Source organism: Perlucidibaca piscinae DSM 21586 (genome assembly GCF_000420045.1).
Taxonomy (GTDB): Bacteria; Pseudomonadota; Gammaproteobacteria; order Pseudomonadales; family Moraxellaceae; genus Perlucidibaca; species Perlucidibaca piscinae.
Genome location: NZ_ATUE01000006.1, coordinates 642,052 through 656,849, shown reverse-complemented (window position 1 = coordinate 656,849; position 14,798 = coordinate 642,052). Strand labels below are relative to the sequence as shown.

The 14,798-nt window shown below is 60.7% G+C and carries 11 protein-coding genes; 6 read left to right on the top strand and 5 right to left on the bottom strand.

What is annotated here, in order from left to right; all coding sequences use genetic code 11:
• From F595_RS0107145 to F595_RS0107120, 6 genes are all read left to right on the top strand, one after another.
• Positions 1–246, top strand: coding sequence for a DUF3613 domain-containing protein (locus tag F595_RS0107145; RefSeq protein ID WP_022956188.1), 246 nt, complete (start codon positions 1–3; stop codon positions 244–246).
• A gap of 101 nt (positions 247–347) precedes the next feature.
• A complete protein-coding gene (gene cpaB, locus F595_RS13215) occupies positions 348–1,313 on the top strand; it encodes a Flp pilus assembly protein CpaB (RefSeq protein ID WP_022956187.1) in 966 nt (321 codons plus the stop codon).
• A 52-nt stretch (positions 1,314–1,365) separates the two neighbouring features.
• Complete coding sequence (locus tag F595_RS13210; protein WP_169446976.1) at positions 1,366–2,568, top strand: type II and III secretion system protein family protein; 1,203 nt, start codon at positions 1,366–1,368, stop codon at positions 2,566–2,568.
• A 3-nt stretch (positions 2,569–2,571) separates the two neighbouring features.
• Entirely contained in the window at positions 2,572–3,354 is a 783-nt protein-coding gene (locus tag F595_RS14185) for a tetratricopeptide repeat protein (RefSeq protein WP_022956185.1), read from the top strand.
• Between the two features lie 12 nt (positions 3,355–3,366).
• The gene (locus tag F595_RS0107125) at positions 3,367–3,609 is read left to right on the top strand and encodes a DUF3613 domain-containing protein (RefSeq protein WP_169446974.1); all 243 of its coding nucleotides are present in this window, start codon (positions 3,367–3,369) and stop codon (positions 3,607–3,609) included.
• A gap of 6 nt (positions 3,610–3,615) precedes the next feature.
• The gene (locus F595_RS0107120) at positions 3,616–5,706 is read left to right on the top strand and encodes a TadG family pilus assembly protein (RefSeq protein ID WP_022956183.1); all 2,091 of its coding nucleotides are present in this window, start codon (positions 3,616–3,618) and stop codon (positions 5,704–5,706) included.
• 13 nt (positions 5,707–5,719) lie between these two features.
• On the opposite strand, the gene F595_RS0107115 is transcribed toward F595_RS0107120, so the two are convergent.
• The 5 genes from F595_RS0107115 to mfd are packed head-to-tail and all read right to left on the bottom strand — an operon-like array spanning position 5,720 to position 14,790.
• A complete protein-coding gene (locus F595_RS0107115) occupies positions 5,720–6,193 on the bottom strand; it encodes a TadE/TadG family type IV pilus assembly protein (RefSeq protein WP_022956182.1) in 474 nt (157 codons plus the stop codon).
• 1 nt (position 6,194) lies between these two features.
• Positions 6,195–6,677 carry a TadE/TadG family type IV pilus assembly protein gene (locus F595_RS0107110; protein WP_022956181.1) on the bottom strand — a complete coding sequence of 161 codons (483 nt, stop codon included), beginning with the start codon at positions 6,675–6,677 and terminating at the stop codon, positions 6,195–6,197.
• The gene (locus F595_RS0107105) at positions 6,674–7,639 is read right to left on the bottom strand and encodes a sterol desaturase family protein (protein ID WP_022956180.1); all 966 of its coding nucleotides are present in this window, start codon (positions 7,637–7,639) and stop codon (positions 6,674–6,676) included. Before F595_RS0107105 ends, F595_RS0107110 begins: the two co-directional genes overlap by 4 nt.
• Positions 7,636–11,313 (bottom strand): fused MFS/spermidine synthase, encoded by a 3,678-nt coding sequence (locus F595_RS0107100; protein ID WP_022956179.1) that lies wholly within the window; start codon positions 11,311–11,313, stop codon positions 7,636–7,638. The genes F595_RS0107105 and F595_RS0107100 overlap by 4 nt, the downstream gene beginning before the upstream one ends.
• A 3-nt stretch (positions 11,314–11,316) precedes the next feature.
• Positions 11,317–14,790 (bottom strand): transcription-repair coupling factor, encoded by a 3,474-nt coding sequence (gene mfd / locus F595_RS13200; RefSeq protein ID WP_022956178.1) that lies wholly within the window; start codon positions 14,788–14,790, stop codon positions 11,317–11,319.
• Positions 14,791–14,798 lie beyond the last annotated feature (8 nt).

Here is a 14,798-nt window from a genome sequence, read left to right as displayed (position 1 = left end):
ATGAAAAAGTTCCTGCTCAGCGTCAGCGCATTGGTGCTGCTTGCCCCCTTGGCTCAGGCGGACAGATTTCAGCCGCGCACGACAGAGTGGCTCGAGTTGCAGCGTAGTGGTGTCGTCGCTTCCAGGGTGTCAGTCCAGGCCGCCAACGAGATCGAGCGTGAAAAGGCCGTCGATCGTTTCATCAAGACGTATGACTACGCGATTCCTGCCACGTTCTATGGCAACAACTTCCGTGTCGGGCGCTGATCGTTAAGGGAATGCGGCTTTTTGTTGCGATTCGTAATGCCGGACCGATGCGTGGCTGCATTCTGTTACGCTCGCAACAGTGTTCGTAGGCGGGGTAGGGCATGAACAGCCGGCTGTTTGTCATTCTCAGTCTGGTCCTGTTGCTGGCGGCAGGGGCAGCGGGCTGGTTTGGTTATCAGACCACTGTCGAGGCGCGTCAGCAGATGGCTGCCGCCGAGGCCACGGTCGCCGAGGTCAAGGCTCAGGCCGCTGCCGAAGCGGCCAATCGGCATCCGGTACTGGTGGCAAGTCGTGATCTCAAGGCGTTCCAGGTTCTGAACGCGGAAGATCTTGCGCTGGATCATCTGGCCATGCCGGTGCCTCAGGCATTTACTGCTCCCGAACAGCTGATCGGCAAGTTTGTGCAAACGGATGTTGCTGCGGGCTCCGTGCTCCTGCTTGGCCAGTTCCAGCCCGGCAGCGAGGTTGCGCGTCTGCTGCGTCCCGGTGAGCGGGCGCTTGCGATCGCTGTGGATGAAGTGATTGGCGGCGGTGGTTTCGTCAAGCCAGGTGATACGGTGGATGTGCTGATGTACGTGCCTGGTGAAAGCCGCCCGTCCAGTTCAGCCCAGGTCGTCATGCGCGCCTTGCGCGTGGTTGGCTTCGGTACGCAGCTGGCCAGCGCGGCTGCCTTGCGCGGGGATACGCCAGCAACGTCAACGCCATCCGCTCAGCCTGCTGAACAAAGCGATCCCCGATCCGCCCGTACCGCCATTCTTGCCGTACGGGAGCAGGATACGACACGGCTCATGCTGGCCAGCAGCGTCGGCATTCTCCGTCTGGCCATACGACCTGCTGATGAGGGCGGGTCTGATGTCGCGCCAGTGATAGCCGGTCGCACCGGTCCGCGCGACAACCGGCTGGAACGTGCTGGCGCGCTTGCACCGCTGGGTCCTGCGCAAGCGGCGCCACGGCTCAACCCTCCTCCAGCCACATCACCACGCGCGGGCATGACAAGCGCTGCCAAACCGTCTGGTACAGGCAACATCGTCATTTTCCGCGGGTTGAACCGCGCCGATGCGCCTTGAGAATCCAGTCATGCTCCTTCGTCATGTCGCATCGTCTGTTCTGATCAGCCTCATGCCGCTCTCGACTTACGCCACCGCGTGCGTGAGTCCGGCATTGCCGGCACAGATCGACATCCGTGCCGGCCTGCAGCAAACCCTGTCGCTGCCAGCCGCCATGTCGCGCATCGCGATCGGCGAGCCTGGCGTTGCCGATGTGGCGGTAGTCAATCCACGCACCTTGCTGCTGCAGGGCAAGTCCACCGGCGAGACCAGTCTCTTCGTCTGGACCGCCTGTGCCAGCGAGCCGGCGCGCGCGCTGGTTCGCGTCGCCCCGGACCTGCAGGCTACCCAGCAGCTGACGTCACCAGCCCAGGCCGGCCGCAGCGAGCAGCAGACCCGTCAAACCCTGGCGACGCTGCCCTCTCAGATCCAGGCTGACATCCGCTTTGTCGAGGTCAGCCGGTCTAGGCTGATCGATGTCGGCACGCGCCTGCAGATCCGCAGCAGCAACCGCCCCAACGTGTTCACCTCGCCCGGCAGTGGCAGCGTGACTGCATCACCGGGTGCCGCAGCACTCACCAGCCTGGGCTCGGTGGCCGATTCCTTCAACATCTTCTGGGGCGGCAGCAGCGACCGTTTCATGTCTGCCATCAACTTGCTCGAGCAGACCGGCTATGCCTACACGCTATCGCGGCCGTCGCTGGTGGCGCTCAATGGCCAGTCGGCGAACTTCCTGGCCGGCGGCGAGGTGCCGATCCCGGTGCCGCAGGGCCAGAACGGCTCGGTGGCCATCGAGTACAAGCAATTCGGCGTACGGCTGACCATTTCGCCGACCATCCTCGATGCTGAGCAGATCCTGCTCAAGGTCGCGCCCGAGGTCAGCGAACTCGATTTCAGCAATGCCTTGAGCATCCAGGGCACGCAAGTGCCGGCGCTGCGTATCCGTCGCACCGACACGACCATCGCGCTTGCCGATGGCGAGAGCTTCATCATCAGCGGTCTGGTGTCACGCAGCACGCTCAGCAATGTCGACAAGCTGCCGGGACTTGGCGATCTGCCGGTGCTGGGGGCCTTCTTTCGTTCCACGCGTTTCGAGGCCGATGATCGCGAGCTGCTGATGATCGTCACGCCACGCCTGGTGCGTCCGCTGCGCCGGGATGCCCAGCTGCCTGCCTTGCCGGGATCGCCGTGGCGTCAGTACGAGCCGGGCGCCGGCAGCCTGTTCTGGCAGGGTCCGGTGTCACCCTATGGGGATGCGCCGGCATCGGGGCGCTGAGCCGTGATCCGTGCTGGCGGTCTGCTGGTGCTGATGCTGGTGCTGGCGGGCTGTCAGAGTCGCCCGGCGACCCGGCCTGTCCCGGTTGATGTGCGGTCGAATACCTCGGTGCCGGCCTCGCCCGCGATGGTCGACAACGATGCCCTCGCCAGCGCCGAGCCGCTGCCGTCATTGCGCTGCCGTGCACGCGCCGACGAGTCACTGTCGCTGCGGCGGTCAGTCATCGAGGCGCTGATGCGTGATGGCGACTGGTATGCGGCCCTGGCACAGGTGGATGCCTTGCCGGCCACCCAGCCCGCCGTGGCACTGCTGCGCGCCGACATTCTTCGCGAGCTGGCACCCTCACAGGCGCGACGCTGGTACGAGGCCGTGCTGCGCCAGTGCAACGATGTGCGCGCTGAACACGGACTTGGCCTGCTGGCGGCCCGTGAAGGGCGACTGACCGATGCGGCAGGTCATTTGCGCCGGGTGGTGAAGGCCTACCCGGTTGAGCCTCGCTATCGCAACGACCTCGGGGTGCTCTTCCTGCAGCTGCAGCAGGATGATCAGGCGGCCTTCGAGTTGCGTACGGCGCATGAGCTGGCCAAGGCCGATCCGCAGCCGGTGTTCAACCTGCTGCTGCGCGCCTTGGTCATGAACAACGCCGACGAGTGGCGCCAGCTCAGTCTGCGCTGGGCACCACCGGACGAAACACGCGCACGCCTTGCCGAGGCATGCGCCAACCTGATGTCGGTGCGGCTCAACGGTCAGCGCGTGCGCTGCCCGATTGATCCGCGTCGCGCCTGAGAGGATATGCGCATGAAGACTCGATTGCTGACGTTGCTGATTCTGCTGATGCCTGCCGCGGTCAGCGCGGGAAGCAGCCCCGGTCAGGCAACGGATGACCTGCTTGCCATGCAGTCCACGGGTGAGCAGAAGTCAGACAACCCGCAGGCGCTCTCCGGTGCCTACCGTGAAAAGGCCTCGGCACGCTTCCTCAAGACCCTGGACCAGGATGTGCCGCCGGTTCAGTTCGACACCAAGCTCAGCGGCAAGGACTGACCGCTCATGACCCGTCGCCAGCGCGGGGCCATCACCATTCTCACGGCCAGCTTCACGCTGGTTGCCGTGCTGTGCATGGTGCTGGTCATCGACAGCGGTCGTCTCTACCTCGCCAAGCGCGATTTGCAGCGCGTGGCTGATGTCAGCGCGATCGAGGCCGTGGCTCGCGGGGCAGATTGCGTCAGCCCCGGTGCTCTGGCTAACAGCTATGCCAGCCAGGCCGCTACACGCAACGGCTTTGACAGCCAGGCCGGCACGCTGGTCGCCGAGTGCGGCCGGCTTTCGTCCAGCAATGGCGAGCGCGTGTTCACGGTGGATGCCACCGGACTGCAGACCATTCGGGTCACGTTGACCAGACCTGTCCCTGCCAGCCTGATTGCCGGCGGCCTGTTCGGCGGTGATGTCACCCTGCGTGCCGTGGCTGTCGCCAGTCGTGGCGTGCCGCTGGCTGCCCTGACGATGCGCACCACCGTGGCCAGCATCGACAGCACCCAGGCCACGCTGCTGAACGCCGTGCTGGGGGGATTGCTTGGCGGCAGTCTGTCGCTGGATGCGCTGGGCTACAACGGACTGGTGTCGTCACAGATCAACCTGTTTGACTTCCTGGATGCGTTGAAGACGACGCTCAACCTGTCGGCCGGGGGGTATGACCAGGTGCTGGGTACCCAGGTTACCGTCGGTCAGGTGCTGACCGCGGGTGCCGATGCGCTGTCTCAGCAATCCGGAACGGCCAGCACCACGGCAGCGCTGGGGGCCATCAACCTGCTCAAGCTGGCTACTGGGCCGACTACGCTGATTCTCGATGATGTGCTGAATCTGCAGACAGGCACGTCCTATGCGGGGGCGGACGCACAGGTCAACCTGTTCGATCTGCTGCGTTCGAGCATCCTGCTGGCCAACAGGAACAGCGCTGTCGCCAGTGACATCAGCCTGCCGCTGGCTGGCGGGGGCGGCGTGGCTCTGGCGATCAAGGTCATCGAGCCTCCCCAGCTGTCCGCGATCGGCAACCCGGCGCTGGCAGTGGCGGAAGCGCCGACCTACGACGGTCCCAATCGCATCTTCGTGAAGTCCTCACAAGTAAGGCTCTATACGGGCATCAGCCTCGGCACGGTCATCCAGGTCGTCGACAACGTGCTCAATGGCGTGCTTCAGCTGGCCAGCCCGGTGACCTCGTTTCTGCAGAACGCACTCAGCCTCAACATCTTCAGTGCCATCGACGGCCTGCTCAACAGCGTGCTGTGTGGCGGCTTCCTGCAGCCGACCTGCAACAGTTTCAACGTGACGTATGCCAAGACGCTGGCCAACAACGTGCGGCTTGATGTCGCGGTGCAGGTGGGCAGTGGCGAGGCGCGCGTCACCGGCTACAGCTGCGGACCTGGTGCGGCCAAGGCCCTGACCGTGCCCGCCAAGACCTCAATCGCTGATCTGCGCATTGGCCGTATCGGCACGGACACCAACGCAGACGGCACGGTGTCCCAGGCAGAGTCGAAGTCGGCAGTCTTTGCCAACCAGACGCTGCCCGCAGCGTCAGCCATTCCCATCCTCGAGTTCGGTCGCCAGGTTGCCCGACCAAGATCCTGCCTGCTTACCCTGTGCTCGAACTGGGAGTGGTACAAGGCCAGCACCAATACCTGGGTCAGCAACCGCAATGATGCCACCTACTATCCTGAGGCCGGACTTGCCCTGCGTGTGGGCAGCGAGAACAGTGGCCTTGGCATGACACAGCAAACACTGACCTACACCGCACCGGCTGAAGCCAATCTGCCGGAGATCAATGCCTCAACCGGGCCAGCCTACAAGCGGCTGCAGTCAACGCCTGATTTGCTGTCTACCCTGGGCGGCCTGATCAGCGACATCAATCTGGAGGCTTACCAGAGCCAGAGCAGCGGAGTGGTGGGCTCGTTGCTGACCACGGGCATCGGCACCATCAACGGCGTCAAGGACGGCGTGCAGGATCTGGTGTCGTCCGTGCTCACGCCGCTGCTCACGCCGGTTCTGCAAACCCTGTTCCCGGCGTTGGGTTTGGGACTGGGTATCTCTGACGTGGGAGCCAATCTGAGTTGTTCGAGTGCACAGGGTGTCAGCCTGGTGCAATGACAGGGCTGATTGCTCAAAGCAGGGTTTGTGTGTGTGCCGTCAGATCAGCGGGAAGACGTGGAATCTGACCGATGCCTGGCAGGGTGATGCCTGGAACGATAGGTTGGCTGGCATAGCCCGGGTAGCGCAACTCAATGGTCAGTTGGCAAGAGGGGCGCTGTGCCGGACAACCCGCGGCAGTGCTGAAGCTGATGTTCTGACTGGCGGCAAGATCGAGTGGCTGGGTCCAGCGTGCAGGCAGCCAGTCCAGCTGATTTCGCAATTCGGCTGCGACGACGGATCGAACCTGGCCCTGGTGGTCGGCCGTATTCACCGGCACCAGCGCCGCGACCCGGGTTGCGGCCGCCACGGCCTGATGCATGTTCTGAAGAAGAATGAGCGGAAGCGTGTAGCTGATGATGGCCCAGACCATGCTGAACAGCAGGCTGAAAACCAGTGCCAGCTCAATGGTGGCGGTACCTAGCTGGCTGCGTGCGTGATCTGTCATGTCAACCTCCGGACTCGAGCCGGTAGCGTGACTCCGCCATGAGATCTCCGGACAGGTTTGGTACCGGACCGATGCCTGGCAGGGTCAGAATCGGGATGATCGGATTCTGATCATAGTCAGGGTAGCTGACCCTGACCACCAGCGTGGGTGCACCGGCAATCGTTTGCACCGTCACCGAGTGCACAAGCGGGTTCTCCATGCTGGCCGGAAGACTGCTCAGTTTTTCTGTCAGTGCTGCGTCTGCCAGCGAGATCAACTTCGCACGATAGGCTGAACCGCCTTGCAGGGGATCGGCACGCAGTGCCGTTCTGACGGCCTCTTCCGTGGCATGGTTCATGGTCTGGAGCATGAAGAAAGGCAAGCCATAGCCCAAGGTCGCCCAGACAACGGCAAAGAAGAGCGGAAAAACCAGTGCGGTTTCGATCAGTGCAGCGCCACGACTCGCCTTGACGCTAACTGCTCGGGTACCGCTTTGTCGCCTCATGACACCTGTCTCCGTATATGAGTCAGCGCTGCCAGTTTCTGGACCCATATGCGGAAGGGATAGATCTGCTGACGCAGCCAGCTTTCATTGACCTCGTGCGCTTGATCCAGCTCCAAACCGAAACATGCCGGCTCATGTGAGGGATGGAACGCGGTCCCGAATACCCAGTCATTCCAGGCAAAGACCACACCAAAGTTTTTGTCATGCCCTTCCTTGTCGAGTGCATGATGCCATCGATGCATGAACGGACTGACCAGAATGAATCTGAGCGGCGATGAGAAGCGAACGTCGATGTTGCTGTGAATGAAATGATTGTAGTGAATGTAAACGAGCAACGCGATGCTGATGGCATCGCGAGACAACCCTGAAACACTAGTTGCCCAGCCCACGATGATGCCGCCGAGCATGACTTCGAGAAAGTGCAGCCTGTGCGTTGTCAGTACATCGATTCGGCGACTTGTGTGATGAATCAGGTGAATTGGCCACAGCAGGCTGATGCGATGCTCAAACCTGTGTCGCCAATAGACCAGAAAATCAAGCAGCAGCAGCATGAGCAACGCTTGTGCGAACAAAGGCAAGTCAGCGGCCCAGTCAAAGATCAGCCAGGGAGTGTGGTCGACAAGAAAACGGCGGGTTGCTGAAGCAGCAATACCAAAAAACGTGAGGTAAAACAGGCTGTTGAAAAGAATATGAATCAAATCAACGGCATTTTCATAGAAAAGAAACTTGGGCTTTCGCACTGTTGCAGGAAACAGGAATTGAAGGATCCCGGCAACCAGCATCACGGGGAGAATCCATCGCCATGCAGATTGAAGATGTGATCCGAGCATGCTGGCCCATGATCGATTGTCAGCGTCCGGAAATTCGACAAACAATGTCAGTAGCGTGGCAACCAGCAGGAGGCCTGCCACCAAACGAGACGGGGTCCATGCATCATCATTGCTGATGGGGGCCATCATCATTGCGAGTGCTCTCCATCGATGCGGAAGGACGTGAGGAACGCCACATTTTGCCGCAGCGAGTCGATGTAGGAACGGATATTTCCTTTGGGCGTACTGTATTCCAGATACAGGTTGTCGTCTGTTGCAATCAGTGGATCGTCATGTTTCTCCTGCTGTGTCTGCACGAAGCGGTTGATCTCATCAGGCCCCAGCAGCTGTTTCTCAAGAAGAGATTCCGGGTGACCGCCATACAGATCAAGTTGCATCCGGAGGGAGGGGGTAGTGATGATTTTCTCGAGAGCAATCGCGTTTGGCGTGCGCTGAGCGTCGTTGGTGGCGACCAGAATCCCCTGATTTCCAACAAAGTAGAGCCAGGTATATTTGAAGTGATTTCGCAGGGTGCTGATGATGTAGGCAATGTCCTTCTGGCTTATGCGGTGAAGTTGGATCCACTGCTGCAGAACACCGTTGTTTTTCAGATTGTTGCGAGCCAAGGCGTAAAATTCGTCGTTGTAAAGCGAGGCAGCGCCAGCAAACCAGATTGAAGAGATCTCCATGGAGATAAGGTCATATTTTTTCTGGTTTAACAGCAGGAAGTTCCTCCCATCCGTGACGTGCGTCTGGACATGTGGCTTTTGACGGATGGACATGTTGACATCGCTGAAGTGCTTGTCAGCCATTTCGAGGATATCTCCGCTGATATCCACAATGTCCAGTTGCTTGAACTGAGCATCGTGCAGCGTTCTGGCACTGACTCCTGTGCCATATCCAATGACCAGAGCATTCTCGCGCGCCTCGGTATGCAACAACGGCGCAAGCACAAAGCCGACCTGCGCAGCCATTTCGCGTTCCTTGCTGTTGTCGCCTTGGAATTTTCCGTTTGTCAGCAGCGTCAATGTTTCTTTTCCATCGTGTGCAACCGAACGATTCACCGTTGTCAGGCCGCCATCGATGCTCTCGGCATGATCAATAACCTCACCATAGGCCTGGCTCGAGAAATAGACATTGGCTCCGGAAGCGAGCAGCGACAGGTTGAATTGTTGCGGTGACAGCATGAGCAGAAGGCCTGCTGCCGCCAGGCTTGCAAGCGAAGACTTCCGGTCAAGCTCATTGCGCCATTGCCATAGAATGATTGCCAGCAGAAGAAGTCCCAGCAATGCGATCAGCTTCAGGCTGAGCAGTGAGCCTGCAGCAGGCAGAAGAATGAACCCACCGATGAGTACGCCGGCAATGTTTCCTGCCGTGTTGAATGCTGAGGCAATGCCAAAGGCCATGGGGCGAGACGCCACATCCATGCCCCGACCGAGAATTTCCATGGCAAGCGGAAAGCAGAATCCGATGCAGATGGCTGGCGGTATCATCAGCAGAACGCATGTCAAACCACGAATGATCTCACGCGATCCAAAGCTGGTTGCCAGTGGATAACCATCGAAGCCTGCGAAATACATCGGAAGCCTGTCCCAGGCCCATGTACTGAGCAGGATGACGACAATCAGGAAAAAGATGCCTTTGAAAAAGAGCATTTCCGGGGTGGACGCACTGGTGGCAAGAAGCCTTTTGGCAAGATGTGCTCCGAGTCCAAGGCCTGCCAGAAACGAGAAAAGCATCAGCGAAAACGCATATGCGCTGTTGCCTGCAACGACTGCCAGCAATTGTATGTACAGCGTTTCCAGTGAAAGCGTGATGAATCCGCACACAAACAGGATGGTTGATACCAGGACAAGGCGACGCTTGTCCCGGCTGGTGTCATGAGGTTTGACAACTTCGTTTGTTGGCCTTGATCCGGCGATCGGCTCCGTGCGCTTGCGGAGACCGAGAACAATGAAAAAGATCATTACGTTTGCCGCGATTGCAAACAGCAACGTCCCGTTGGCGCCAAGCCATGGCATCAAGAAGTAGCCGGTGCAAAGTGCTCCGGCACTTGCACCAATCGTGTTGGCGCCGTACAGGCGAGCTACGCTGGCGCCAAAACCTTCCCGACGGTTGAAGTAAGCCAGGAGCATGGGCGTGGTCAGCCCCATCAATATTGTGGGGACCAGCAGAGTAAACGCGCCCAAGAATACCTTGTAGCTAACTAGCACATCGGCATCCGGAGGCAGTCCTGTGGCAAGCCCGACATACGCGTTCTTGGTCACTGCCAGGATGAATGGGGTGGCAAGGCAGTATGCGGCAATTGCGAGCTCCGCAATGGCATATGCCTTCACAGGATCGCGAAGTCGTGAGGCAAGCCACCCGCCGATTACCGTGCCTGATGCCAGGCCGATCATGTACGTTGCCAGTACCGTGTACGTTGCTACTGCGGTACTGCCGAACGTGAGCCCAAGAAACTTCGAGAAAAGAACCTGATACACCAGCGCGGCAAAACCTGACACAAAGAACAGTACCGTCACCAGATAGTCTGTCCGTGTTTCTCGAGATGGAGAGTTATCGGGTGTGACATGTCTGCTCTGAGAACTCAGCGGGAGTCGACGAATCTCAAGAAACGTCAGCAGGCAGAGCAGCAGGCCAAGTCCCAGAATGAGATGCCAAACCGGCATTGGCAGCAGCGAAATCTGTTCTGGCTCCAGAAGGCCGGTACTGGCGAGAATCAAGGTCAGCAAGCCGCAACGCAGAAGATGCCGCATCCTCAGCGCGGCATCTTCTGCGCGATAGGGGGTCAGCAGCACATTGACCAGCAGGGCGAACGGAATGGCGGCATAAAGATCGAGCACATAATGTTCACCCAGCATCAGTGTTGCCAGCACAGTAAGCAGGAGGAAAAGGATGCCTGCGAAGCGCTTCATGCCACCCAGGTAGCTTGTTGCCAACGCGATGATCATGGCCCATGCCGTATGGAGCGAAGGCATTCCGTTTCGGGGGAACGGGTCGACCATGGCTGGCAGCGCCAGTGCACCGTTGACATCAGGTATGTGGTCTGGAAAGGCAGATCCGAGAATGAACTTTGGTCCGCATACCGGAAAGAGGAAATACAGCAGAAAGCCTAGTGCACCAGTGAGCAGAAAGCTGTGTGTCACATTGAACGGTATCCTGCCGGGATGGCTGAGCTGCCAATACCTGAGCAGCATCAATCCAAATGGCAAGGCGAGGTAGACCATGGCGCTGATCAAGAAAAGCAGTGGCAGATCGGTGACCACGTCGTGAACGACACGAGCCGGGAGGTCTCCGAAAAGCAGCAGATCCCAGACCAGCAGATTCCTGTCCAGTGTCAGCGGGCGCAGTGCGGCCGTCAGCTCAAGCGCTGATGTTGCACATAGCACGAAAAGCCAGAGCGTCGTGGCTTCCTTGAAAAGTTGAGAGACCTGAGTGGCATAGGCTTGGCCTGTGCACTTGCAGCAAAGCAGGTAGCCAAGGGCGGACATGCCAAGACATCCCAGTAGTGCCATCAGGTTCTGCGTTGGCGGGTTGTCGGCACTTGTCATCACGACAGCAACTGCAGCACCCGTCATCACAATCGCCAGACGTGGCAGCAGGCGTTGTGCATGCGCGAACGCCGGGATTAGAAACGCTGCAAGTGCCGCACTCAGAAATGGGGACTTTCCATGAAGCATTGCCAGTGGGACGTTTCCTGCTCGAAGTACCAACGAGGGAATCAATCCAGTCAGAGCAAGCAGCTCAACCGCGGCAACAAATAACGTCAGCAGCGTGATGATGCTTCGAACGGTGATGACATCCTTGTTCATGTCGTGCCCGGCCATGGGTCAGGTCCTTGGTTGAGTTTTGGAAAGACTATCAAGAAGATCGGCTACCATGCGCATACGAGTGGCAGGAACATTCATCGTGTCTGCAATCTTCAGCGTACTGGGCATTTCCAGCTTGAACTTCTTCGGATTGCTCTGAATCAGCCTGATCAGCAGGCTGGGGTCGACAGGTGTGTCCGGAGCAAATTCGATCTTGCCGTGGCTGATCCCGGCATCGATCTTTCGGATTCCCAAGGCATTCGCCTTAAGCTTCAGCGCGCTAACCGCAAACAGGTTCTTCACCGGTTCAGGCAACAGTCCGAAGCGGTCGATCATCTCCACCTGCAGCTCGTCAAGCTGTTCCTGGCTGTTGGCGCTGCTGATGCGCTTGTACATCACCAGGCGGTTGTGCACGTCGGGCAGGTAGTCCTCGGGGATCAGTGCCGAGATGCGCAGGTTGATGTCAGCGCCCAGGGTGAAGGGCTGATCCATGTTCGGGGTCTTGCCGCTGCGGATGGCCTTCACCGCGCGGTCGAGCATCTCCATGTACAGCGAGTAGCCCACGGTCTGGATGTTGCCGCTCTGGTCTTCGCCGAGCAGCTCGCCGGCACCGCGGATTTCCAGGTCCTGCGAGGCGAGGGCGAAGCCGGCGCCGAGATCGGTGGCGCTGGCGATGGCCTCGAGACGCTTTTCCGCATCCGCCGTTAGAGACTTCTGATGCGGTGTCAGCAGGTAGGCATAGGCCTGGTGGTGCGAGCGGCCGACGCGGCCGCGCAGCTGATGGAGCTGGGCCAGGCCGAGCTTGTCGGCGCGGTCCATGATGATGGTGTTGGCACTGGGCACGTCGATGCCGGTCTCGATGATGGTCGAGCACACCAGCACGTTGAACTGCTTGTGATAGAACTGGCTCATCACCTGTTCCAGCTCGCGCTCGCGCATCTGACCGTGGGCGATGCCGATGCGTGACTCCGGTACCAGCTCCGTCAGTTCACGCGCGCACTGCTCGATGCTCTCGACCTCGTTGTGCAGGTAGTAGACCTGACCGCCGCGCAGCAGTTCACGCAGGATGGCTTCCTTGATCACCATGGGGTGCGATTCGCGCACGAAGGTCTTTACCGCCAGGCGTCGTGCCGGCGGGGTAGCGATGATGGACAGGTCGCGCATGCCGGCGAAGGCCATGTTCAAGGTACGCGGAATCGGTGTCGCGGTCAGCGTGAGCATGTCGACCTCGGCACGACGCTGCTTGAGGGCTTCCTTGTGGCGGACCCCGAAGCGGTGTTCCTCGTCGACGATGATCAGGCCGAGCTGCTTGAAGTGCACGTCGTCACCGAGCAGCTTGTGGGTGCCGATGAGGATGTCGATGCGCCCGTCGGCAGCGGCATCGAGTGCGGCCTTCTGCTCCTTGGCGGTGCGGAAGCGCGACAGCACCTCGATGCGTACCGGCCAGTCGGCGAAACGGTCACGGAAGTTCTCGTAGTGCTGCTGGGCCAGCAGGGTGGTGGGCACCAGCACGGCGACCTGCTTGCCGCCCTGCACGGCGACGAAGGCGGCGCGCATGGCGACCTCGGTCTTGCCGAAGCCGACATCGCCGCAGACCAGTCGATCCATGGGGCGCGGTGAGCGCATGTCGGCCAGCGTGGCAAGGATGGCGTTCTGCTGGTCGGCGGTCTCCTCGAAGGGAAAGCCGTTGGCAAACAGGGCGTACTCGACCTCGTCCATGGTGAAGGCGTGGCCCTTGCGGGCGGCACGCCGGGCATAGAGATTGAGCAGCTCGGCGGCGGTGTCGTGAACCTGTTCTGCGGCCTTGCGCTTGGCCTTCTGCCACTGCTCGGTGCCGAGCCGGTGCAGCGGCGCCATGGCGTCATCGGCGCCGGCGAAGCGCGAGATCAGGTGCAAGTTGGCCACTGGCACATAAAGCCTGGCCTTGTCCGCGTATTCCAGCAGCAGGAACTCCTGGGTCTGGCCGTCCATGTCCAGCGTGGTTAGACCCTGGTAGCGACCGACGCCATGGTCCAGATGCACCACCGGGGCGCCTGGCTGGATTTCGCTGAGGCTGCGGATGGCCAGCTCGTCCTGGCCATCGGCGCTGGTGGCCTTGCGCCGACGCCGTTGCTGCACGCGCTGGCCGAACAGCTGCGATTCGGCGATCAGGGCCAGTCCGCTGCCGATCAGTCCCTGTTCCAGCGGGGCCACGGTGATGGCCAGCGGCGAGTCACTGGTGCGGAAGGCAGCCCAGTCACTGACTGGATCAGCGGACAGACCATGCCGCGTCATCAACTCCAGCAGGCTCTCGCGACGACCTGCGCTGTCTGCACACAGCAGCACGCGGTGGCCATCCGAACGTTGGCGGCCGACGAAATCGGCAAGCGTTTGCAGCGGATGTTCGGCCTTGCTCTCGATAGGCAGAGCCGGACCGGGACTGAACGACCAGTTGTGGCATCCGGCCTCGACGCCAACGGCATCGGCCTGCACGGACACGCGGGGAAAGCGCTTGAGTGCGCCATGCCATTCGTTCTCGCGCAGGAACAGGCGCTCGGGTGGCAGCAGGGGGCGAGTGGCATCGCCCCCATACTGTTCGATCCGGTTGCTGACCTCGCGCCAGAACTGCTGGAACTGCTCACTGGCCAGCGCATCGGTAACCAGCAGGCTGTGATCGGGCAGGTAGTCGAAGAGCGTGGCGGTGGTGTCGAAGAACAGCGGCCAGTAGTACTCGATGCCGTTGGCGGCAAGTCCGCTTTGCACGTCCTTGTACAGGCTGCAACGTCGCGGATCGCCCTGAAAGGTGTCAGCCCACTGGTCGCGGAAGCGGCGGATGCCGGCCTTGTCGAGCGGAAACTCGTGCGCCGGCATCAGGGACAGCTGATCGATGGCGGTGAGGGTGCGCTGGGTATCCGGGTCGAACAGGCGCAGCGTCTCGATGTCGTCGTCGAAAAGCTCGATGCGCACCGGATGCTCTGCACCCATGGGGTAGAGGTCGATCAGGCTGCCGCGCACGGCGAACTCGCCATGCTCGTAGACGGTATCGACCACGCGGTAGCCAGCGGCTTCGAGGTCCTGGCGCGTGCGTTCGAGGCTGATGCGCTGACCCGTATGCAGCGACAGGGTCTGGCTGTTCAGCCAGCCCGGCGGCGGCAAGCGGTGCACGCTGGTGCTGACTGGTACGACGAGAATGCCGCGCGTGGCGCGAGGCAGTGCATGCAGTACGGCGAGACGCTGCGAAATGATGTCCTGGTGTGGCGAGAACTGGTCGTAGGGCAGCGTTTCCCAGTCCGGGAAATGCCAGATCGGGCAGTCCGGCTCTGCGGCCAGAAAGAAGCGCAGTTCATCCTCCAGGCGGGTGGCGGCCTGGGTGCCCGGCATCAGCACCACGACCAGTCCTGGATGACGGCTGGCGGTCTCGGCCAGGGTCAGGGCGAGAGCGGCACCGGGAAGATTGCCCCAGTGGCGGCGGTCGCCGGGCAGGTGGGGAAGGGGGTGAGTGAAGGCGATATTCACGTCTCAGC

Excerpts from the sequence above, each read along its gene's own strand:
- F595_RS0107145 (WP_022956188.1), top strand. The coding sequence starts at position 1 with ATGAAAAAGTTCCTGCTCAGCGTCAGCGCATTGGTGCTGCTTGCCCCC.
- cpaB (WP_022956187.1), top strand. The coding sequence starts at position 348 with ATGAACAGCCGGCTGTTTGTCATTCTCAGTCTGGTCCTGTTGCTGGCG.
- F595_RS13210 (WP_169446976.1), top strand. The coding sequence starts at position 1,366 with ATGCCGCTCTCGACTTACGCCACCGCGTGCGTGAGTCCGGCATTGCCG.
- F595_RS0107125 (WP_169446974.1), top strand. The coding sequence starts at position 3,367 with ATGAAGACTCGATTGCTGACGTTGCTGATTCTGCTGATGCCTGCCGCG.
- F595_RS0107120 (WP_022956183.1), top strand. The coding sequence starts at position 3,616 with ATGACCCGTCGCCAGCGCGGGGCCATCACCATTCTCACGGCCAGCTTC.
- F595_RS0107115 (WP_022956182.1), bottom strand. The coding sequence starts at position 6,193 with ATGACAGATCACGCACGCAGCCAGCTAGGTACCGCCACCATTGAGCTG.
- F595_RS0107110 (WP_022956181.1), bottom strand. The coding sequence starts at position 6,677 with ATGAGGCGACAAAGCGGTACCCGAGCAGTTAGCGTCAAGGCGAGTCGT.
- F595_RS0107105 (WP_022956180.1), bottom strand. The coding sequence starts at position 7,639 with ATGATGATGGCCCCCATCAGCAATGATGATGCATGGACCCCGTCTCGT.
- F595_RS0107100 (WP_022956179.1), bottom strand. The coding sequence starts at position 11,313 with ATGGCCGGGCACGACATGAACAAGGATGTCATCACCGTTCGAAGCATC.